Origin of the sequence: Gemella sp. GL1 (assembly GCF_013415365.1) — a bacterium.
Taxonomy (GTDB): domain Bacteria; phylum Bacillota; class Bacilli; order Staphylococcales; family Gemellaceae; genus Gemelliphila.
Genome location: NZ_JACBYB010000011.1, coordinates 45,779 through 67,956, shown reverse-complemented (window position 1 = coordinate 67,956; position 22,178 = coordinate 45,779). Strand labels below are relative to the sequence as shown.

27 protein-coding genes and 1 riboswitch are annotated in these 22,178 nt (G+C 28.8%); of the genes, 3 read left to right on the top strand and 24 right to left on the bottom strand.

Features of this window, described 5'->3' with window-relative positions:
* Positions 1-5: 5 nt before the first annotated feature.
* The 15 genes from HZY82_RS02420 to tmk form a co-directional block, all read right to left on the bottom strand.
* Entirely contained in the window at positions 6-509 is a 504-nt protein-coding gene (locus HZY82_RS02420; RefSeq protein ID WP_135155807.1) for a PTS sugar transporter subunit IIA, read from the bottom strand.
* A 104-nt stretch (positions 510-613) separates the two neighbouring features.
* Positions 614-2,086 (bottom strand): amino acid permease, encoded by a 1,473-nt coding sequence (locus HZY82_RS02415; RefSeq protein WP_179938578.1) that lies wholly within the window; start codon positions 2,084-2,086, stop codon positions 614-616.
* Between the two features lie 68 nt (positions 2,087-2,154).
* Positions 2,155-2,332: riboswitch (Lysine riboswitch) on the bottom strand.
* Between the two features lie 65 nt (positions 2,333-2,397).
* Positions 2,398-3,999 carry an ABC-F family ATP-binding cassette domain-containing protein gene (locus HZY82_RS02410; protein WP_135155806.1) on the bottom strand — a complete coding sequence of 534 codons (1,602 nt, stop codon included), beginning with the start codon at positions 3,997-3,999 and terminating at the stop codon, positions 2,398-2,400.
* Positions 4,000-4,350 (bottom strand): 30S ribosome-binding factor RbfA, encoded by a 351-nt coding sequence (rbfA, locus tag HZY82_RS02405; protein ID WP_135155805.1) that lies wholly within the window; start codon positions 4,348-4,350, stop codon positions 4,000-4,002.
* 18 nt (positions 4,351-4,368) lie between these two features.
* Complete coding sequence (infB, locus tag HZY82_RS02400; RefSeq protein ID WP_179938576.1) at positions 4,369-6,492, bottom strand: translation initiation factor IF-2; 2,124 nt, start codon at positions 6,490-6,492, stop codon at positions 4,369-4,371.
* Complete coding sequence (locus HZY82_RS02395; protein WP_135155803.1) at positions 6,479-6,808, bottom strand: L7Ae/L30e/S12e/Gadd45 family ribosomal protein; 330 nt, start codon at positions 6,806-6,808, stop codon at positions 6,479-6,481. The genes infB and HZY82_RS02395 overlap by 14 nt, the downstream gene beginning before the upstream one ends.
* Entirely contained in the window at positions 6,808-7,095 is a 288-nt protein-coding gene (rnpM, locus tag HZY82_RS02390) for an RNase P modulator RnpM (RefSeq protein ID WP_135155802.1), read from the bottom strand. The genes HZY82_RS02395 and rnpM overlap by 1 nt, the downstream gene beginning before the upstream one ends.
* Before the next feature lie 24 nt (positions 7,096-7,119).
* Positions 7,120-8,166, bottom strand: coding sequence for a transcription termination factor NusA (nusA, locus tag HZY82_RS02385; RefSeq protein WP_135155801.1), 1,047 nt, complete (start codon positions 8,164-8,166; stop codon positions 7,120-7,122).
* A 21-nt stretch (positions 8,167-8,187) separates the two neighbouring features.
* Positions 8,188-8,652, bottom strand: a complete 465-nt coding sequence (locus tag HZY82_RS02380) for a ribosome maturation factor RimP (RefSeq protein ID WP_179938574.1) — start codon at positions 8,650-8,652, stop codon at positions 8,188-8,190.
* Between the two features lie 108 nt (positions 8,653-8,760).
* Entirely contained in the window at positions 8,761-9,099 is a 339-nt protein-coding gene (locus HZY82_RS02375) for a hypothetical protein (RefSeq protein ID WP_135155799.1), read from the bottom strand.
* Positions 9,083-9,916 carry a 16S rRNA (cytidine(1402)-2'-O)-methyltransferase gene (gene rsmI, locus HZY82_RS02370; RefSeq protein ID WP_135155798.1) on the bottom strand — a complete coding sequence of 278 codons (834 nt, stop codon included), beginning with the start codon at positions 9,914-9,916 and terminating at the stop codon, positions 9,083-9,085. Before rsmI ends, HZY82_RS02375 begins: the two co-directional genes overlap by 17 nt.
* A complete protein-coding gene (locus HZY82_RS02365; RefSeq protein WP_135155980.1) occupies positions 9,916-10,209 on the bottom strand; it encodes a GIY-YIG nuclease family protein in 294 nt (97 codons plus the stop codon). Before HZY82_RS02365 ends, rsmI begins: the two co-directional genes overlap by 1 nt.
* A gap of 1 nt (position 10,210) precedes the next feature.
* Complete coding sequence (locus HZY82_RS02360; protein ID WP_218925234.1) at positions 10,211-10,948, bottom strand: tRNA1(Val) (adenine(37)-N6)-methyltransferase; 738 nt, start codon at positions 10,946-10,948, stop codon at positions 10,211-10,213.
* 1 nt (position 10,949) lies between these two features.
* Complete coding sequence (locus HZY82_RS02355; RefSeq protein WP_179938572.1) at positions 10,950-11,738, bottom strand: DNA polymerase III subunit; 789 nt, start codon at positions 11,736-11,738, stop codon at positions 10,950-10,952.
* The gene (gene tmk / locus HZY82_RS02350) at positions 11,726-12,349 is read right to left on the bottom strand and encodes a dTMP kinase (RefSeq protein ID WP_135155796.1); all 624 of its coding nucleotides are present in this window, start codon (positions 12,347-12,349) and stop codon (positions 11,726-11,728) included. Before tmk ends, HZY82_RS02355 begins: the two co-directional genes overlap by 13 nt.
* Before the next feature lie 133 nt (positions 12,350-12,482).
* On the opposite strand from tmk, the gene HZY82_RS02345 reads away from it, so the two are divergent.
* Positions 12,483-12,899 carry a hypothetical protein gene (locus HZY82_RS02345; RefSeq protein WP_135155795.1) on the top strand — a complete coding sequence of 139 codons (417 nt, stop codon included), beginning with the start codon at positions 12,483-12,485 and terminating at the stop codon, positions 12,897-12,899.
* A 16-nt stretch (positions 12,900-12,915) separates the two neighbouring features.
* Here HZY82_RS02345 and HZY82_RS02340 read toward each other — a convergent pair whose 3' ends face one another.
* From HZY82_RS02340 to HZY82_RS02305, 8 genes are all read right to left on the bottom strand, one after another.
* Positions 12,916-14,085: a tetratricopeptide repeat protein gene (locus tag HZY82_RS02340; protein ID WP_135155794.1), complete on the bottom strand. Its 1,170-nt coding sequence runs from the start codon at positions 14,083-14,085 to the stop codon at positions 12,916-12,918.
* 9 nt (positions 14,086-14,094) lie between these two features.
* The gene (locus HZY82_RS02335; RefSeq protein WP_135155793.1) at positions 14,095-15,039 is read right to left on the bottom strand and encodes a polyprenyl synthetase family protein; all 945 of its coding nucleotides are present in this window, start codon (positions 15,037-15,039) and stop codon (positions 14,095-14,097) included.
* Positions 15,029-15,532 carry a hypothetical protein gene (locus HZY82_RS02330; RefSeq protein WP_135155792.1) on the bottom strand — a complete coding sequence of 168 codons (504 nt, stop codon included), beginning with the start codon at positions 15,530-15,532 and terminating at the stop codon, positions 15,029-15,031. Before HZY82_RS02330 ends, HZY82_RS02335 begins: the two co-directional genes overlap by 11 nt.
* A gap of 258 nt (positions 15,533-15,790) precedes the next feature.
* Entirely contained in the window at positions 15,791-16,174 is a 384-nt protein-coding gene (gene gloA, locus HZY82_RS02325) for a lactoylglutathione lyase (protein WP_135155791.1), read from the bottom strand.
* Between the two features lie 97 nt (positions 16,175-16,271).
* Positions 16,272-17,129 (bottom strand): DegV family protein, encoded by an 858-nt coding sequence (locus HZY82_RS02320; RefSeq protein WP_179938570.1) that lies wholly within the window; start codon positions 17,127-17,129, stop codon positions 16,272-16,274.
* A 23-nt stretch (positions 17,130-17,152) separates the two neighbouring features.
* A complete protein-coding gene (gene nusG, locus HZY82_RS02315; RefSeq protein WP_135155789.1) occupies positions 17,153-17,701 on the bottom strand; it encodes a transcription termination/antitermination protein NusG in 549 nt (182 codons plus the stop codon).
* Positions 17,702-17,710: 9 nt separating this feature from the next.
* On the bottom strand, positions 17,711-17,881 hold the full coding sequence (gene secE / locus HZY82_RS02310; RefSeq protein WP_135155788.1) for a preprotein translocase subunit SecE: 171 nt from the start codon (positions 17,879-17,881) through the stop codon (positions 17,711-17,713).
* Between the two features lie 140 nt (positions 17,882-18,021).
* The gene (locus HZY82_RS02305) at positions 18,022-19,233 is read right to left on the bottom strand and encodes an LCP family protein (RefSeq protein WP_218925233.1); all 1,212 of its coding nucleotides are present in this window, start codon (positions 19,231-19,233) and stop codon (positions 18,022-18,024) included.
* Positions 19,234-19,383: 150 nt separating this feature from the next.
* On the opposite strand from HZY82_RS02305, the gene HZY82_RS02300 reads away from it, so the two are divergent.
* Positions 19,384-20,253, top strand: a complete 870-nt coding sequence (locus tag HZY82_RS02300; protein ID WP_135155787.1) for a polysaccharide deacetylase family protein — start codon at positions 19,384-19,386, stop codon at positions 20,251-20,253.
* Between the two features lie 173 nt (positions 20,254-20,426).
* Here the strand turns inward: HZY82_RS02300 and HZY82_RS02295 are convergent, their stop codons facing one another.
* The gene (locus tag HZY82_RS02295; protein WP_135155786.1) at positions 20,427-21,263 is read right to left on the bottom strand and encodes a DegV family protein; all 837 of its coding nucleotides are present in this window, start codon (positions 21,261-21,263) and stop codon (positions 20,427-20,429) included.
* Between the two features lie 150 nt (positions 21,264-21,413).
* Here HZY82_RS02295 and HZY82_RS02290 point away from each other — a divergent pair, with 150 nt between their 5' ends.
* Positions 21,414-22,049, top strand: coding sequence for a YigZ family protein (locus tag HZY82_RS02290; protein ID WP_179938568.1), 636 nt, complete (start codon positions 21,414-21,416; stop codon positions 22,047-22,049).
* Positions 22,050-22,178 lie beyond the last annotated feature (129 nt).

Below are 22,178 nucleotides of genomic sequence, written 5' to 3'. Positions count from 1 at the left end.
ATAGGCTATTTAAGTTTAACTGAAGCTACTTCATCTAAAAAATTAACTTTTGTATTTTCTTTTAAAAATGTCAATGATTCAACTGAATCCATGTTAGTTACCACACATGGAATGATAGTTGATTTTGCTTTTTCTTTTACTAAATCTAAATCAAAAGTAACTAGTTTATCACCTGCAGAAACTTTATCTCCTTCTTTAACATGTACTTCAAATCCCTCTCCTTGCATATTAACCGTTTCTAATCCAATATGAATTAGTAACTCAACATTAGCAGTTGTTTTTAATCCAATTGCATGTTTTGTTGGAAACACATTTACTATTTCAGCATCAAACGGAGCTACAACTGTTCCTTCAGAAGGCTGTATAGCAAAACCATCTCCCATCATTTTCTGTGCAAATACTGGATCTGGAACTTCAGAAATTTCCACTAAATCTCCTGTAGCAAAAGCCTTAATCGTTTGTTCTGAAACTTTCTCTTCCTTACTAAATAATTTTGAAAATAATCCCATAATTCAAATGCTCCTCAATAATTTTATATACCTATTCTATCACATATTTTTTTACTATACAACCTAAAAAATCCTACCCAAATAGGTAGGATTTTTGTAACTAATTAGTCGATATTTTTTGATAAATCAACTTTCTCTAAAGGAATTAATTTAGTTTTATATTTAATTTTGTGGTATAGATAAAAGAATAGAAATACCGGAATTCCCATATAAGTTGTCACAATAGCTCCCCAATCAACCACACCTTTTGTAATTAACTGAGTATCTTGCCCTACAATAACAATTATACATAAAATCAAAGCTAAAATTGGACCTACAGGGAACCACTTTGCTTTATATTTCAATTCATTTAAATCTTTCCCTTGTTTGATATATGCTCTTCTAAATCTGTAATGACTTATAGCTATTCCTAACCAAGCAATAAATCCAGTTAATCCACTTGCAGCTACTATATATGTATAAGCACCGTCACTTGTTTTCTGAATTAATAATACCGTCACTATTACTAAAGTTGTGGCTATTAATGAATTAATTGGTGTACCATTTTTGTTTAATTTAGAAAAAATTGGAAAGGCTTGATTTTCTTTACTCATTGCATATAACATACGAGTAGATGCAAACATACCTGAGTTTCCAGCAGACAATATTGATGTTAAAATTACAGCATTCATAACAGATGCAGCAAAGGCAAATCCAGCATTTTGAAAAACAATAGTAAATGGAGATTTAGCAATCTCTTCTGCACTCGCAGCTCCCATTAAATCTTCTGATGTATATGGAATTAACAAACCAATTACAATAATTGCTAATACATAAAAAATTAAAATACGCCAAAATACTTGCTTAACAGCTTTAGGTATCGCTCTTTCTGGATTCTCACTTTCTCCTGCTGTTACACCTATAAGCTCTGTTCCTTGGAAAGAATACCCAGCAATTAAAAACACACCTATAGCAGCCAATATTTTACTTGATAAAGATGAGTCTTCTCCTATGAATGGAGCTTCCCCTACTGTAAGGTTTTCTAAACCTATAAATGGTCCACCTAAAATACCAAAAATTGTTAAACATCCAATTACTAAAAACACAATTACTGTTACCACTTTAATTAAAGCGAACCAATACTCACTTTCTCCATATACTTGAACACTTAATGAATTAAGACCAATAATGATTAATAAAAATATCATTGACCACACCCAGGCTGGTAATATTCTCATTGGTTCCCAATAAGAAACTGCTAAGGCAGATAACTCAATATCAACAGCAACTGTAATTACCCAGTTAAACCAATAATTCCAGCCTAATGCAAATCCTAAAGAAGGATCAACATATCGAGAAGCATATGTTGAAAATGAACCTGATGTTGGTAAATATGTAGCCATTTCACCTAATGAAGTCATTAGAAAATAAACCATCAACCCAATTAATAAATATGCTAATAAAGCTCCTCCAGGACCTGCATTTGAAATTGCTTGTCCACTTGTCATAAATAGACCGCTACCTATACATCCTCCTATCGCAATCATTGTTATATGACGCGATTTTAATTTTCTTTGTACTCTATTCTCTTTACTCATACAACCTCCTAAAAATTTTATAAAATAAAAATGCACAGCTAAATATAGTTGTGCATTTTCCGCACCTCAATATTAGTAGCTCAACATAGCAATCACTATGACAGTTTTATACTTATTAAGTATAAACCCAATGATAACTCCGTAGAATGAACTATCATTTCGGCAAAAATTCCTTTCCTTGATCTTCTCAGACTTTCTACAACCTCCAACCAACTACTAATAATTTTCGCGACCTCTACCTCACATAGTAAGGCTTCCATATTTTATTGTACAATTTATTATAGTATTTATTATTTATTCTGTCAAGAAATTTATTTTATTATACCATTAGATTTTAGGTACGATTCATAATCCATCTCTTTATTAATAACTCCACCTTCTGGTAAAATTTCTACAACTCGATTTGCTATAGTTTGAATAAATTCATAATCATGTGACGTAAAGAATACTGATCCCTTAAACTGTGCAATTCCTTCATTAACTGCTGTAATTGATTCTAAATCCAAATGATTTGTAGGCTCATCCAACATGATAACATTTGCTTTCGATAACATCATCTTAGATAACATACAACGCATCTTTTCTCCTCCAGAAAGAACATCAGCATTTTTCAATGCTTCTTCTCCGGAGAATAACATTCTTCCCAAAAATGAACGTAAATAAGATTCTGTCTCTTCCTCAGGCGATGCATATTGTCTTAGCCACTCTACTAATGATAGTTTTTTCTCATCAAAGTATTCCTTATTATCTTTAGGCATATATGAACGTGAAGTTGTTACTCCCCATTTAAAGGATCCACTATCCGGCTCGATCTCTTCTGCAAGAATTCTTAAAAGTGTAGTTTTTGCTAATTCATCACCTAATAAAATAATTTTATCATTTGGATTAACCGTAAAACTTATATTTTTAAGAACTTCTTTTCCATCAATAGTTTTCGAAACCCCTTCTACAATTAATAAATCATTGCCTATCTCCCTATCTGGAGTAAATCTTACATATGGATATTTTCTGCTACTTGGTTTTATATCGTCTAGATTAATTTTATCAAGCATTTTTTTTCTACTTGTTGCCTGTTTAGATTTGGAAGCATTCGCAGAAAATCTGGCAATAAATTCCTGAAGTTCTTTAATTTTTTCTTCTTTTTTCTTATTAGCATCTTCTTGCATTCTGCGAGCAAGTTGACTAGATTGATACCAAAAATCATAGTTACCAACATATAACTGAATTTTACCGAAGTCTAAGTCACAGATATGTGTACAAACATTGTTTAAAAAATGACGATCATGGCTTACTACAATTACAGTATTTTCGAAGTTAATTAAAAATTCTTCTAACCACTGAATAGCTGCTAAATCCAGACCATTAGTAGGCTCATCCAATAATAATACATCCGGATTACCAAATAATGCCTTTGCTAATAAAATTTTAACTTTTTGTGAGTTATCAACTTCTGACATAAGTGAATAATGTATATCACTTGGAATTCCTAAACCTTCTAATAACTGTGCTGCATCACTTTCAGCACTCCAACCATCCATTTCTGCAAATTCAGCTTCTAATTCTGCAGCTATTATCCCATCTTCCTCTGTAAATGGATCTTTCATATAGATATCATCTTTTTTATTCATTACATCCCATAATTTTTCATGGCCCATCATTACAACATCTATTACTTTTTCATTTTCGTAATCAAAATGGTTTTGACGTAAAACTGCTAAACGTTCATCTTTCCCAAGAGAAATATGACCCTGCTGTGATTCAATCTCTCCTGATAAAACTTTTAAAAATGTAGTTTTTCCAGCTCCATTGGCTCCAATTAAACCATAACAGTTACCACTAGTAAACTTAATATTTACATCTTCAAATAGCTTTCTATCTGCAAAACGCAGACCTAGGTTCGTAACTTGTAACATCTAGTTTTCTCCTTTACTTACACTAGCAATAAGACTTTCTATACGCATAGCGTATTCACTAGTATCATCATATTCGAAGATTAATTCTGGGAATTTTCTAACCTTAACTTTTTTAGCAACCTCAGATTTAATAAATCCTTTAACTTTTGCTAATGACATTCTAGTTTTTTCTTTTTCTTTCTCATCACCTAAAACTGTATAATAAACTTTTGCTTGTGAATAATCCCCTGTTAATTTCACTTCAGTAATAGTAATGAAACCTAAATCATGATTTTTTATTTTAGTTGCAAGAACAAACGTTATTTCTTTTTTAATTTGTTCTCCTAATCTATTTACTCTTAGTTCAGACACTATTTATTCTCCCTGATTTTATCGTTTTATTTCTTCCATGATGAATACTTCGAATATGTCACCTTCACGAATATCATTGTAGTTTTCCACAGTCATACCACACTCATATCCAGCTTGTACTTCTTTAACATCATCTTTAAATCTTCTTAATGTATCAATTTCTCCTTCATAAATTACTACACTATCACGAATTACACGTACTTTTCCTTCACGTGATACTTTTCCTTCAGTAACATAAGCCCCTGCAATGTTTCCTAATTTAGAGACTTTAAATACTTGTCGTACTTCTGCAAGTCCGATTACTTTCTCTGCAAATTCTGGGTCTAAAAGTCCTGTCATAGCTGCTTCAATTTCTTCAATAACTTTGTAGATGATACTGTGCAGTCTTATGTCTACTTGCTCATTTTGAGCCATTATTTTGGCATTATTATCAGGGCGAACATTAAATCCAATTACTACTGCATTAGAAGCTAATGCCAATGTAATATCAGACTCATTAATAGCTCCTACCCCTGTATGAATAATCTTAACATTTACACCCTCAACATCAATCTTAGCAAGAGACATAGCTAAAGCTTCTACAGAACCTTGTACATCAGCTTTTAAAACTACATTTAAATCTTTCATCTCACCCTGCTTCATTTGTTCAAATAAAGTATCCAATGATACAGCAGATGCATTTTGTCTTTGGCTTTCAATGTGTTGTTGTTGACGTAATTCTCCAATTTGACGCGCAGTTTTTTCGTCACCAAATACTACGAATCTATCTCCGGCATTAGGCACGTCTTGTAATCCTGTAATTTCAACTGGCATAGATGGTTTAGCATGATTTATAGATTTCCCTCTATCATTAATCATAGCACGAACACGTCCAAATGTATTACCAACTACTATTGGATCTCCAACATTTAAAGTACCACTTTGTACTAATAATGTCGCAACAGCTCCACGTCCTTTATCTAACTTAGCTTCAATTACTGTTCCCATAGCTAAACGATCTGGGTTAGCTTTAATTTCTTGTACATCAGCCACTAATACAACCATTTCTAATAGTTCATCAATTCCTTCTCCTTGAAGTGCTGAAATAGGAACAAAAATTGTATCTCCTCCCCAAGCTTCTGGTGTTAATCCACGCTCTGCTAATTCTCCCATAACTTTATCTGGGTTAGCTTGCGGTTTATCCATCTTATTCACTGCTACAATGATTGGAACTTCTGCAGCTTTAGCATGATTTATAGCCTCTATAGTTTGAGGCATTACACCGTCATCAGCAGCAACCACTAAAATAGTAATATCTGTTACTTTAGCACCACGCGCACGCATTGTTGTAAATGCCGCATGTCCTGGTGTATCTAAAAAAGTAATTTTTCTATCATTTACCCTTACTTGATATGCACCAATATGTTGCGTAATTCCACCCGCTTCTCCTGCTGTAACTTTAGAATTCCTAATTGTATCTAATAAAGTTGTTTTACCATGATCTACGTGTCCTATAATAGTAACAATTGGAGGTCTAACTTTAGTATTTTTTTCATCTTCTTCAACTTCAAAATAAACATCTAAATTCTCTTTATTAATCTCTACTTCTTGCTGAATTTCCTTACCGTAATCCATAGCAATCAACTCAATTTGCTCTAGAGTTAAAGATTGATTAATATTAGCCATTATTTTTAACTCAACAAATAATTTTTTTATCAATTCTGTTGAAGTTATAGATAAGACGTCTGCTAATTCTGCAACAGTCATGTTATCTTTAACTAATATTGTATCATCACTAATAGTTTCTTCACTCGGTGATTCAATCATAGCTGGTTGTTGCTTAGCAGTTTTTTTCTGTTTCTCTTTTTTCTTTTTTTTCTTTTTATTTTTTTTATTATTTCTAATAAGCTCTTGATCTAAATCTTCTGGATTCACTTCAATAGTAACTTTTTTTTCTTTTTTAGAAGCTGTATTAGAATCCTTCTTAGTTGCCACTTTCTTTTCTTTTTTATTAAATATAGCCTCTAATTTTTCATATGTTTCTTCTGTGATCATTGACATGTGATTTCCTACCTCAACATTTAGATCTTTGATCGCAGCTATTATTTCTTTCGAAGATTTATCTACTTTCTTAGCATATTCATGTACTCTAATTTTTCCCATTATCGATACATCCTCCTTCTTCTATTATTAATTTTTTTAATCTTTTACTAAAACCTGAATCAGTTATTCCAACTGCAACCCTATTCTCACGACCAATTGCTCGACTTATTTCATCTATCGTAAAATACTCTAATTTGTTTATCTTGTAATATTCTGATTTATCACTTAATTTTTTCTTTGTATTATTTCCACAATCAGTAGCTATTAATAATAACTGTATTTTAGATTCTTGTATATTCTTAGTTATTAATTCTTCGCCTGTGACTATTTTTCCAGCCCTTGTCATTAAACCTAATAAATTTAGTGATTTTTTCATTATTTAGTAGGTATCAACTTTCTATATATTAATCGTATAATTTCTGAATATATTTCATCCATTTTTTCCGAATCTACACTAAAATATTTTTCCAATTTTTTCTTCTCTCTAGCTTCTTCAATTATATTTAAATCAGCTATTACGTATGCACCTCTACCAGCTTTTTTACCTGTAGCATCAACAAAAATCTCGCCTTCTTTATTTTTCACTATTCGTAGTAAATCTTTTTTAGGAAACATTTTATTTGTAAGTATACATTTTCTACTAGGTATCTTTTTTTGCTTCATAATTACTCTACCTCATTTTTCTAACTATTCTTCAATTAAAGCTTCTTCTGTTTTTATATCAATTTTCCAACCTGTTAATTTAGCTGCGAGCCTTACATTTTGTCCTTTTTTACCTATTGCCAGTGATAATTGCCCTGGATTTACTATAACATTGGCAATTTTTTCTTCTTCACTTATTGTAATTGAATCTACTTTAGCTGGTGATAATGAATTAATAATAAATTTTTCAATATCTTTATCCCAAGGGATAATATCAATTTTTTCTCCATTCAACTCTTTCAAAATTGTAGATACACGGCTCCCTGATGGTCCTACACAAGAACCTACAGCATCAATATTGTTATTATCTGAATATACAGCTATCTTTGTTCTTTCCCCCGCCTCACGTGAAACTGACTTAATTTCAACTACTCCATCATAAATTTCAGGAACTTCTTGCTCAAATAAGCGTTTAATAAAATCAGGATGAGATCTAGACGCTAATACATGTGGTCTACTTCCCTTAGCCGGATTTTCTACTTTTGCAATATATACTTTTATAGGAGTTTGTGGTATATATTCTTCACCTAACACTCTCTCACTTTCTCCTAAAATAGCCTCAATTTTCCCCAATTTTACATATACATATCTTGAATCAATTCTATCGATATACCCAGATCTAATTTCTCCTTCATATTCCAAATATTCATTGTATAATACTTCTTTTTCAGCGTCCCTTAGTCTTTGCATCAGGGCTTGCTTAGCTGCCTGAGCTCCAACTCTTCCAAATTCTTCTGGAATATCTTCAACTATGTATAAATCACCAATCTCATAAGCAGGATTAATTTTTAATGCCTCTTCTAATGAAATTTCAATTCTATTATCATAAACTTCTTCTACCACTTCTTTTGAAATTTTGAAAATATACTTACCTGTTGTCCTATTAAAATCTACGGTAACATTTTTTGAAGAATTAAAATTTTTTCTATATGCTGATAATAACGCTACTTCTATTGCTTCAAATAATATTTCTCTAGATATTCCTTTTTCTGTTTCTATTACTTCAATCGCTTTAAGCAATGCCTTGCTCATGATTCTTTCTCCTTAGTATTACTAAAATTTAACCGCTAAACGAATTTTTGATATTTTTTCATAAGGTATAATTGCTTTCTTTATTTTAGCTTTATCCTTATACTCTACCAAAAGTTCTTCATTATTAACTTCTAATATGTCTGCATAAAATTCCTTAATTCCATCAATTTTTTCATATGTTTTAATACACACATGCTCCCCTATAGAATCTACTACTTCTTTTAAACTTCTAAGTTCTTTTTCAATTCCTGGAGATGATATTTCTAAATAATAATTATCTTTAATAAAATCTTCTTTATCTAAATCATCTGATAACATTTCTGTTAGAGTAACACAATCATCAAGATTCAAACCACCTTTTTTATCAAAATATACTCTTAGAAAATAGTCTGTTCCCTCTTTGACATACTCTACATCATAAAGACTGTACTCAGTATCTTCAACTTTTTTTAAAGCTAGATCTCTAACTTTATCTATAATTGCCATAAAAACACCTCTTTCTTCTTGTAAAAAAAGCGGAGAATACAGAAATTCACCGCTTTTTAGGTTTATTCACTTACGGTAAATATAACATATATCTTTATAAATGTCAACCTACTTATACAAATCTGATCTAATGCTATTTACCATTTTATCAATTTCTAATTTAAGATTTTGTTCAAATTCATCCTTACTTATCACATTGTCATTTAGAGCCTCACTATAGCCTAAAATTACCGACAAAGAATTTTTAATTTGATGTAACATGATCTTCTTTTTAATTTCTTGTTCATCCATTGAATTACTCTTCTTATATAATAAATATAAATTCAGCATCGTAACCAGTGCTAAGGGGAAAAACAAATATTCTAAATGTACACCTGAAAAGGCTGTTACTACTAAAACTAGTGAAACTAAAATGTTTAATCCAATTAACTTATATAATTTCTTCATGATACAAATTATAGACCTCTCTTTTATTTATACCATACTTATCTGCAACTATTTTTATGGCAGTTGAACTCTTACTTCCATTGTCGACCATTTTTTTTACTTCTTCTATAAGCTTAAAGTTATCAATTTCTTCATGTGTTTCTTCTTTATTAGGGCTTATAATCACAACAAACTCACCTTTTACTTTTAAGTTACCTCTTTTAAATTTTTCTAAAATTTTTTCAGATGTATCAGTGACTACTTCTTCAAAAAATTTTGTTAATTCCCTAGATACGGATATAATTCTGTGATTAGAAATTTCGCAAATATTTTCAATTAAATTAATTATTCTATGTGGTGATTCATATATTATAGAGGTATGCTTAGATAATAAAATTTCATTAAGTTTTACTTTCAAGTCCTTTTTCTTCCTTGGTAAAAATCCATAGAAAGTATACGTATATGATTCTATTCCACTAGAAACTAGAGCTGTTAAAGCAGCATTTGGACCTGGTATTGTGATTACTTTAATTTTTTTGCTTATACACTTATTTACCAGAATATATCCCGGATCAGATATACATGGCATCCCCGCATCAGAGACTAAAGCTACATTTTTATTTTCTTCAATAAGCTCTATTATTTTTTGACTAATTTTTTCTTCATTATGCTCATGAAAAGAAATTAATTTCTTATTCTTTATCTGGAAATAATTTAATAATTTCTGTGTATTCCTTGTATCTTCACAAGCTATTATATCAACATTTTCTAATGTCTTAAGCGCTCTTACACTGATATCATCAAGATTCCCTATGGGTGTCCCTACTACATATAACATCACTTTTCTCCTCTATTTATTTCACTTATAAATTCTCTTTTTTTTAAATCTAAATTTTTTTCTACATATTTTATTTTAGTTTTTCTATCAAATTGTTTTAGTAAGTATTCTTTTTTCATTGCACTGCTTTTATCAACAAATTCTTCAAAATAATATAATTCTACAGGTGTCCTTGTCCTAGTATATTTAGCCCCTTTTTTTCTATTATGTGTTTTTATTCTCCTTTTAATATCCGTGGTATAACCTGTATATAATGTATTATCTATACATTTTACTATATAGGTATAATGCATTTTATAAGCCATATACTTTTTTCATCTCCGAAGTATAAGTAAGATCTTCATTGTATATATACATAGGTTGTTCTATCTTTATATCATTTATATTTGATATAGAACCTTCAACTAAAACAATTTTACTAGTATCACTAGAAATTTTACTATAAACAAACTTTATTCTCTTTATTCCTACATTATACTTATTACATGCCATTATGATATCTGCTAAACGATAACTCCTATGAACCATAAAAAATCTTCCATTCTGCTTAAGTAAATATTTTATACTTGAAATAACATCATCTAAATTACATAGTATTTCATGCCTTGAAATTGAATGATTAGTTCCTTGTTTTGTTTTCGGCATATTTTCTACAGGAAAGTAAGGTGGATTACATACAAGGTAGTCAAATGAAGATGGTCTAAACATATCCTTTATATTCCTTATATCTCCCTGAATTGAACTTATCCTTTGAATTTCGTTTATATCAATATTTTTTTTAGAAAGTTCCACTAAATCTTCTTGTATTTCCACCATAGTTATATCTATGTTATATTTATAACTAAGTATAAGAGAAATTGCTCCATTACCACTACACAATTCAATCATTTTCTTTTTATTCACTTTCGACATTTTTACAAAATCAGCTAGTAAATAAGTATCAGTTGACACACTGTAATGATTCTCATATTGTATAAACTTTAAATTTTTATATAAATAATCTATTCTCTCAATTTTTTCAATATTACTCATTTTATATATCTAATGTTAATCCCTTTTTTACAATCTTAAACAATATCGATTCCACTACTAAATTATAATTTACATTCATTGATAAATCCTTTTTCCCTTCCAGTAATATAGATAATAATTCTACTTTATTTTCATTTTGATTAGAGCCAGCTATCTTTTTTATCATATAATCAATAAAGTCTTCTACTTTTTTCCGATTTTCCATGAAGTTTATAAATTCTAATATTGCTAAATCTCTATTTTTCTCATACAATTGGAAAAACTCAATATATATCTGAATTTCTTCCGAATTTATATTCAAATCTTTTTTATCTGAACCTATATTTATAATTTGGCATCTTGAAATTATAGTATCTAATACAGCCTTTAAATTTGTGGTCGTTAATATAGCTGTGATATTTTCTTCAGGCTCTTCTAAAAATTTCAAAATACTATTAGCAGCTTGGGGAGTTATACTATCTATATTTTTTATCCAATATACCTTTCTACTAAATCTTGCTTTAGTACTCATTTCCTGCTTTAAGTATAAAATATCTTCCTTCTTTATACTACTATCTACATTAATGATATAAAAATCTACATAATTTCCATGTTCTATTTGCTTACAAATTTTACATGTGCTACAAGAAAAAAATTCTTTATTTATGTTTTTCAAACAAAACATTGCTTTTACAAAATTAAGTACATAATTTTGCAAATTATATTCACTATTCCCATAAAATAAATACGCATGTCCTATTTTATTATTTCTTAGGATATTATTTAAATATCTATTTGCTAAATTTTCCATTTTCTAAATAAGCTTTCTAATAAATTATCTAATTCTTTCTCTACTTCATTAATTTCTAAATTAGCATCTACTCTTTTTATCCTATTAGGCTCTTTTTTATAAAGATTATCGTAAGCATTTTTTATTTTTCCATAAAATTCTAATGATTGACTATCTAATTTATTATTTTTTTCCCTTTTTTGTGTTCTTTCTAATCCACGTTCCAAATCTACATCAAAATATAAAGTAACATCTGGTTTTATTCCATTTAGGGCGTAATCATTTATATTAATTATCTTCTTTTCATCCAATCCTCTACCGTAAGATTGATAAGCAATTGATGAATCTAAGAATCTATCACAAACGACAAATATTCCTTTTTCTAATGCTGGTTTTATTTTCTTAACAAGATGTTCTCTTCTACTAGCTGCAAAAAGCAATACTTCTGTTTTAGGATCTATTTCATTATCTAGTATAATCTTTCTTATCATTTCACTGATATCTGTTCCGCCTGGCTCTCTAGTTAGAATAACATCATAGCCTCTTTCTTTTATTTTATTCACTATATAGTGACTCATGGTACTTTTACCAGAACCATCAATTCCTTCAATTGTTATAAATTTACCGTTCATTTCTCCATCCTAAATAAAATTTTCCTATAATACATTATACCACTATTATTATTAAAAAAATACAATAATATAATTTTCATTTGTTTTTTATTATCTTCTATGATAGAATTTTAATATATTTTAGGAGGAATTTATGCTTAAAACTCATATTAAAAAATTACCTTATTTTATTTTTACATTCTTATTATTTGTACTTTTACCAATAGCCTATCATTTCTTCAATAACAAATCTGAAGCTATGATAAATATGGTTGTTATTATATTTACAACATTCACATTTATAGTATCACTTATTTATTCATATAATAATGAAGATTTTTCATATTCTTTCGCCATTTTCACCGGTATATGTTTCTTAATATCTTGTGTTATATTCTGGAATTTTGAAATATATATATATGCATTACTATACATATTTTTAAGCCTTTGTGGCCAAGGATCTGGATATGTAGTTAAGAAACTTGTTCGTTTTATTAAATACTTATATGTACTTGTTAGAAGAAAAAAACGGAATAGAAAATTAGTCAAGAATAATAAAAAGAACTCCTAATCAGGAGTTCTTTTTATTATTCTTCCATCATTGATGATAATCTTAAATTCTGTACCTCTGTCAGATATTTTTCAATAGTTTTACTAGCTTTCGATTGGTAAATATTTTGAAGTAATTCATAATAGAAGTATTCTTCTTTTATAAATTCATGATACTTAATTACCTCTTCTTCAACAAAATCTATATAATCTTCTTCCTCAGATAAGGTTAATAAAGCTAAAGTTAGTAGGGGAGCATCATTTTTTATTATATTATGCTCTTTGTAAATTTCATATACTTTTTCAGTTTCATATAATTCTCTCAAAGCATTTATAGCTACATATAAGGTATCCACATCTATTCCCATCTCTTTTAGAGTTTTCCTAACCAATAATCTAATATCATTGTATCTTTCCTCTTGTTTGTATAAGCTAGTTAATTGTAAATAGACATTGTAAGAAGCTCCTTGTAAATCTAGATATTTTTCAAAATAATTAATTGCTTCTTGACCAATCGACATAAAACCTAAATGCATATATGCCTCTTGATGCTGGTTGTCTATTTTAATTGTTTTCAATAAAAATTCTTTCGATTTTTCAATATCTCCTAACTGATTATAAGTAAATGAAACGGCAAAATATATAGAAGCATCATCATACTTATGACCATTTTCATTATAAAATTCAATAGCTTCTTCAAATTGTGTAGAGTATATTAGATTATCAAGTACTGCTACAAAAGTATTTAAACTTGGACTCACTTGGAAATTTTGGAAGGCAAGTTGTAATGCTTCATCATTTCTTCCTTCTTCTGTGTATAAATTAACTAAATAAGATTCTATCATAAATTTGAGATCCATATCTTCTCCTGCCACCTTTAAAGCTTGCCTAAATTTGTCTTCAGCTACATCTGTTAAACCATCATTTTGATAAATTATCCCTTCTAGAAATATAACTTGTGATGTTTTAGGTGCCTTATATAAAACTAGCAGTGCATCATCTTTTTTATCTAGATGCATTAAATTATCTGCATAGGATACAATTGCCGCTTCATCATCATATGTTTCATAAATAATTTTTGAAATCTCTAAAGCTTTCTCTAATTCTCCATGTTCTACAAAAATACCACGGAATGCTTCTAATTGTTCCCTATCTAAAGTTTTCAAATTTAATTCATTATATTCATCTAAAAATTTTTGAAAATCCATAATTTCTCCTTAATAATTTCTATGTTTAAGAGTTTTTACAACAAGAATTAGATCTTCTTGTATATCTTCATCAAATATCTCTATAGCTTGTAGTGCTTTTTTTAAATATCCATGACTTATGTTTTTTAACTCAATTAATATTTCATCATCAAGCCTTATTTCATTGACTAGTGTTAATTTTTCTTCTAATGATAAATTTCTATATTCTTTAAATTTCTCTTTACTTTTTTTTATCTTTAAAATTATTGGTAAAGTTACATTCCCATTTATCAAATCTTGACCTATATCCTTACCTAAAGTAACTTCATCTGATACAAAATCAAGATAATCATCCATAATTTGATAAGACATTCCTAAATAATAACCAAATTTATAGCTTGCTAATATTTCTTTTTCATTTGCCTTAGACAAAATTGTTGCTGAAACGCAAGCAAAGGCAATTAAAATGGCTGTTTTTCTTTTAATTTTTTTTAGGTAATCAATCACTCTTGTATCAATATTATATAAATCTTTATTTTGAATGAGTTCACCGTAACATAATTCTTTCAAAGTCAAAGATAAATATTTATGAAAGTCCCTATTAGTTATACTCGACACTTCTTTTAAAATTGTCGAAAATAGATAATCTCCAATAAATAAGGCCCTTTTGTTACCATAAAGATTATTAAGTGTTGGATTGCTTCTTCTACTTAACGATTTATCAATTATGTCATCATGAATCAAACTAGTTGTATGTATCAATTCAACTAAAGCAGCATTTCGTATCAATTTAGAATATTGCTTCTCATATTCTCCCACCCTAGAAAAGATAAGGGATAAAATTAATCTAACACCCTTACCACCTATTTTGAAATAATCATCAATAATCGAATTCAGTTCATTATCATCAGATAAATATATATTTCTAATCTCACTTCTTGCTAATGCTATATCTTTTTTATATTTATCTATCATACATAGCCCTCGCTTTTTCTAATAAATATTCTTTATCAAATTCCACTTCTGCCACACTGACTATTTTTTCATGATAAAAATTCATGTAAGAATCTAATATTAGATCTATATCGTCATATTTCAGTTTAAGACCGTACTCATCCAATAAAATGGCATATAGATTAAAAATAACTTGATATAATTGATTTCTACTTAGATTTCCTTTTTGTAAATATTTATAAATATTAGCCATATGTGATGATATTTTATTAAGCAAAAACAAATCCCCTTGAACTAAATTATAGTATTCAAAGGAATAATAATCCCCTAATAAAATATTTTCTTCGCTATTTTCGATTTTTTTTAAAGAATTAATATGACTGTCTAAAGAAGTAATCGCATAATATATAGCATGATTAACATTTTCTTTGTCTAGACCATATCTATCTACTAGCCTATCATAAGCTAAATTTGATATTAAATTTTCATCATATTTATACTCACTATTTTTCATTTTCATTCCTTTATTATTTTTTAAAATTATAGCACAAATAGTAAGATTAGAACAGTCATTACTATTATTGGTATTCTAACTACGCCTTTTTATAATGTTTTAAAAATTTATATTGAAGGGAATATTTATATACTTATTAAAGACCATAATAAACTATTCCACTTACTTAAACTTAAGAATTAGTTAATTCTTAAGTTTAGTGATTGAAATAAAATTGAAATAAGGAACATAATGTACATTATGTTCCTTATTTCAATTTTATTTTTTGATCCTAATTACTTCTATCTTATATCCATCTGGATCCATAATAAAATAGTAACTTGGTGGAGTTCCTGGTAATCCTTTTAAATCTGTTACGTTATAACCAGCGGCTTTATGTTTTACATGTAATTCTTCCAAATTATCAACTGCAATTGCAATATGCCCATACCCTGTTCCTAATTCATATGGTCCATGATCATAGTTATAAGTAAGCTCTAACTCATAAGTTTCTCCAGGTAAAGTTAAATAAACTAATGTAAACTTATGTTCTGGAAAATCACGTTTACGACTGATAGAAAAGTCAAAAGCCTCTGTATAAAATTTAACCGATTCCTCTAAGTTAGCTACTCTGTAGCAAGTATGTGCCATTTTTTGAAACATGATAAATCTCCTTAATGTAATTATTGTTTATAATACAAAAATATAAACTACTTATATAAATTATAGACTATAATTCATTTTCAGTAAAGTCTATTGCTTACAAAATTGTCCAGCCTACACCAATAGCACCTAAACCTAAATGCGTCGCTATTACAGGTCCAATAATTCCCTTTTCAATTTTCACATCAGGATATTTACTTCTTATGTATTCCTCAGCCTCATTAGCTTTATCTTCCGCAAGAGTATGAATTATGCATATATTAATATTTTTTCCTTTATGATCTTTATAAAATTTATCAAACAAACTATAAATTGCTGCAATTGCTTTTTTATATGTTCTTATTTTTTGATAAGGAACAATTATTTTATCTTGGAAATGCAAAACTGGCTTTATCTGCAGAAGACCGCCAATTAAAGCATGAGTCGAACTCAACCTTCCCCCTTTTTGTAAATGATTCAAATCATCTACTATAAAATAAGCCTGAGATACTTTTTTAACCTCGTTTAAGGTGCTAATGATCTCTGAACTTGTTGCACCTTTAGAAATCATTTCCAAGGCTTTTTTCACATAAAACTCTTCTGCTTGAGCTGAAACCTCAGAATCAAAAGGATATACTTTTATCCCCTCAACCATTGATTCTGCAATTGAATAAGAAGAACAAGTACCACTAATTCCGCTAGATAAAGCAATCGCGATTACTTCTTCGTAACCATTTGATTTTAATTCTTCTAATGTAAGAACTACATCACCTATAGCAGGCTGTGATGTTGTAGGAAATTCTCCATTTTCCTCTTGTAAATAAAACTTATATTCATCTAAAGAAATTTCTTCTATTTCTTTTTTTACTATATTATTTATCGTTACCGATAAGTAAACTAATCTTAAATTTTTATTGTTTTTCAATTCTTCACTTACATACGCTGTAGAATCTACTAACACTGCTATTTTACTCACTTAAACTAGTTGCCTTTCTATAATTAATTAGCTTTTACCACATGATATAGCTCCAACTCTGTCTTAGTTTCACGTCCCATAAATTCTAGTAGAACTTCCAACTTATAGTTAGATAAGTCTAAGCTTACTACTTTACCTTCCATATTATTAAATGGTCCTGATATAACTTTTACATAATCTCCAACTTGGAAATCCACTTCTGTAATTGTAGATAGACCCATTTCTCTTAAAATAAAGTCAATCTCTTCTTCCAACAGTGGTTCTGGTTTCGTACCACCACCATGAGATCCTACAAAACCTGTTACTCCAGGTGTGTTTCTCACTATAAACCAAGCTTCATTAGACATCACTAACTCTACTAAAACATAGCCTGGAAAAGTTTTTCTTTCTAACTCTTTTTTCTTTCCGGTTGGAGTCGTTGTTATTTCTTTTTCTTTAGGTACCACAATTCTATGAATTTGATCTTGCATTTCTAAAGTTTCTGCACGTTTTTCTAAGTTTTCTTTAACTTTATCTTCATATCCCGAGTAAGTGTGAATTACATACCAGGCTTTTTTTACTGTATTCTCCATTAGTTCCTCCTATTTTATATTTCTAATTAAAGTAGATATTCCTAAATCTACAATGTAAATAAATAGCATTAATAATATCATCGTAAAAATAACTATAGATGTCTTTTTTACTAATTCTGGAAATGTAGGCCAAGAAACCTTTTTCATTTCAGAAACTACACCTTTAAAAAAACTAAACATTAATACTCTGTCTCCTATAATTTATATTCAAATTAATTAAATAATATTATGTAATTATACCATATATACTTATTCAAGTCTATTACTTAATAAAAAGCAATATATCCAAAAAATGATATATTGCTTTTAGTTACTATTTTTTATGTAGGTCTATTTTCATTACTTATCGTAGGATCATATGCTAAATCTTCAAGCTTTAATTGTTTAGGAAGATTCTTCTTTTGATCTTCATCATCTAAATTTATATAAAAAAATCTAGTATGCGTATTTTCAATATCTGTAGGTATTGATAGAGTGTACTTTCTCTCTAATGGTCTAATATAATCTTGATATACTATATTTAATAAATCATCACTCTTCGGAAGCGGTAATCCTAGAGTATCATTTAAAACTGAAGATAGATATAATAAATGCTTAGGTTTAGGATAATAGTAATAAACACCGTCCATATAAGCATCATAACCCCCTATCTTGTGAGCAACTATATTTATTTCATTTGCAGTAAACATACTCGCTATTGTTGCAATATTACCTACTGACAAATCATGAGTTACATTAGAACCTGTAATTTGAATCAATTCATCAATTTTAGCCAGAGCACCTAACGATTTAGCCTTATCAATTACCGCATGAATTACTTGTAATTGTCTTTGTCCTCGATCTAAATCACTGTCATAATATCTAGATCTAGAGAAAGCAAGTGCTTGAGCCCCACTTAAGGTATGCCAACCTTCTTTCAGTTCAATCGTTCCTTGCTCACCATTAGCATTTTGTTCCTTCATATCGAATGGTACATATAAATTCACTCCACCTAATGAATCCACTACTTTTTCAAATGCAGCAAAGTTGATTACAATATAGAAGTTTATTGGAGCATTAAGGAGACTAGATACCGACTCGATAGTACCATCAACTCCAGAATATGCATATGCATGATTTATTTTATCAAAGAAATAAGAATTCTCTCTGTTATCAAACTCAGTTTTCATAAGACTTAAGGAATCTCTTGGAATAGAAACCATATCCATTTTTTTCTTTTCTTTATTGACGGCCAAGTAAACTAATGAATCTGTTCTACTGTTATCTCTTGTCTGTCCTTGTGCTTTTCTAGATTCATTTTCATCAATTCCCATAACCAAAACTGAAAAACTATTGAAGTTAGGATCAATTTCTACTGTTGATGAAGACTTTTTATATCCATTATTGATATTGTGATAAACTATATATATTACATATGCTATAAAAGCAAGTAAAACAGCAAGTGTAAATATAGCAAATCTTTTCTTTCTCTTTACTTTCTTTTTTTCTTCTAAATACCGTTCTGTTCTAGATAATTTATTATGAATTTGCATCTTGTCACCTATATACTTTACTTCCACAAAATTATACTACAAAAAATACTTATTTTCTAGTAAAAATTTTTTTGTTTCACTTTATTTTAACAGCAATTTAAGGTACAATTAGTTTAGAACATTTTATTTTACAAAGGACGTGGCTTTATTTTGAAAAAAATATTTTTATATATCCTTACTTTTGCTACTATGGGTGTTTTATTATTCGGTTCCTATACATTAGGAAAGAATATCATATATGGAACCAATCCAACAAATAACTTATTAATAACAACCACTACCGAGTTTGTCGATAAAGATAACTTGAAAAAGGGCTCTAATCACAATTTGAAAGCTGACGAATATGCTTATAAAACAAGTGAGATAAATTCTTATATCAAGGGAGAAAGTCAAACTGATAAAAAATTAGTGTTTCTTACCTTCGATGATGGAGTTGATACCCTTATAACTCCTCAGATATTAGATATTTTGAAAGAGCATCAAGTTCCCGCTACTTTCTTTGTAGTAGGACAATACGTTACTGAGAGTGCGAAAGATATAATGACTCGACAAATCCGTGAAGGACATGCTATTGGAATTCATTCTTACACTCATAACATTGGTCTTCTTTATCCTTATATGGTAGGAAACACACCTGTTATCTTACAAGAATTTAAGGATACTCAGGATGCTATCAAAAACATACTAGGCAATGACTACTTCCCATCTGTTTGGAGATATCCAGGTGGAGCTATGTCATGGAGTGGCTTAGAAACTGTAGATACTACTCTTAAAGCACAGGGAATCGAAAACATAGACTGGAATCTAATGAATGGTGATGCTGAATCTCCACTTAAAAAACCTCAAACTCCAGAACAGATGATGACATACTTACATAGTTCTGGTCAATATTATCCAGAAACTACTGTTAAAGTTGTTTTAATGCATGATACTGTAGGAAGAGAAATAACTGTTGAAACTTTACCTAGAATAATTAAGTATTTTAAAGATCAAGGTTATGAATTTGGAATTTTAGAATAAATAAGAGAAGCGAAAAATTCGCTTCTCTTATTTTTAAATAATTTCAACATAAATCACACTTAATAATATATCTATACTTCTTTAAGAAAAACTATTAAATGTTCATATTAACTGAACAAAGATCTATTTCTTATCAATGTTCAAATCTTCTATGGATTTAAAATATTTAAATATTATTTAAGTTCTATTAAAATACCTACTGCACCTTCTCCAACATGTGTTGAAATAACAGCTGTTACAATTTCTATATCTTCATCTTTTATTTGATATCCAAATTCTTCTTTCAGAGCAATTCTCAATAATTTAATATATTCATCAGATAGGGCATGAACTAAACTTATAGTTTTTAATTCCTGACCTGCAAGATCTTTCTTCATATTATCAATAATTGCTTGAACTAATTTTTTCTTTCCTCTCACTTTTTCTATAGGAACTAACTCGTCATTTTCTGTTACTTTTGTTAAAATTTTTAAATTAAGTAAACCTCCCATAAATCCTACAGTTTTCTTAAGTCTACCTCCTTTTACAAGATTATCTAATTTATCAATGCTTACATAGGTAATAACCTTTTCTCGTTTTTCTTGTAATAATTTATAAATCTCATCTAAAGATTTCCCCTCTTGAATATACTTATAAGCATCCTTAATAAAATAAATCATACCTCTAGAACTAGTAGTTGTATCAATCACCTTTACATTTTTATAATCATTTGCTACAGAAACTGCTGTCGAGTATGTTCCAGATACTGCTGGTGTCAAATGTATAGAAATAATATCATATCCTTCCTTCGTCCATTTTTCATAAGTTTCCATAAATTGGCCTACCGATGGCTGGCTCGTAGAGAAATTTTTTGCCTCTCTCAATTTATAAATATATTCTGTATTATCAATTTCTCTATACTCTACTCCATCAATTAAAGCTGTTAAATATACAACTTCTACACCATATTTTTCAATTTCTTCTTTTCTTAAATCACTTGTTGAATCAGTAACTATTTTAATCTTTTTCATATCATCACCCCTTAAATTAATAAACTTTTTAGTTTACTTTTATAGTATACTATTAAGTAGAAAATTTTACAATACATAATATTAAATAATATTTTACTTTATTTTTATGTTATACTAGATAATACTATAAATTATCATAAGGACTTTATTATGGAAAAACAATTTATTACTATAAAGAACAACATATCTACTTCATTTATTGAAAAAAAATCCAAATTTATTACACATTTAATAAGAATAACAGATGAAGATGATGCTAAAAATTTTATAAAAAATATGAAAAAAGAGCACTATAACGCAAGCCATGTATGCTTTGCCTTTGCATTAGGAGATAATAATGAAATATGTCGCATTAATGATGACGGTGAACCTAGTGGTACGGCTGGGGCTCCTATGCTTGACTGTATAATAAAAAATAATTTAAGAAATGTATGTGCTGTTGTAATTCGTTACTATGGTGGAATAAAATTGGGAACTGGTGGCTTAGTTAGAGCATACACTCACGGCTTAATCGAAGCTATTAAAAATGCAAGTTTAGTAGAACGAAAAAATGCTATAGAAATCAAGTTTGAAATTGACTATCACTTAAATGGAAAAATAGAATATGAAATTGCAAAAACTCCATATATAGTTAATAATATATCTTATACAGATAAAATAGCTTATGATGTGTATGTCATGAAAGAAAATGAAGAAAATTTTTTACAATGGATCCAAGAAATAACCAGTGATAATTTTAAAATAATTGATAGGAAAGAGAAAAAATTAGAGTTTGATATAAATTAATTTTCTCAAATTAACTTTACCATAAATTAGTGTTAGTCTTTTTTACATAATATAGGTTAATCTACATTTAATAGCTGATTAAATTTAAAAGCATAATAGTTATTAATGAATATAATCATATCTTTAAAC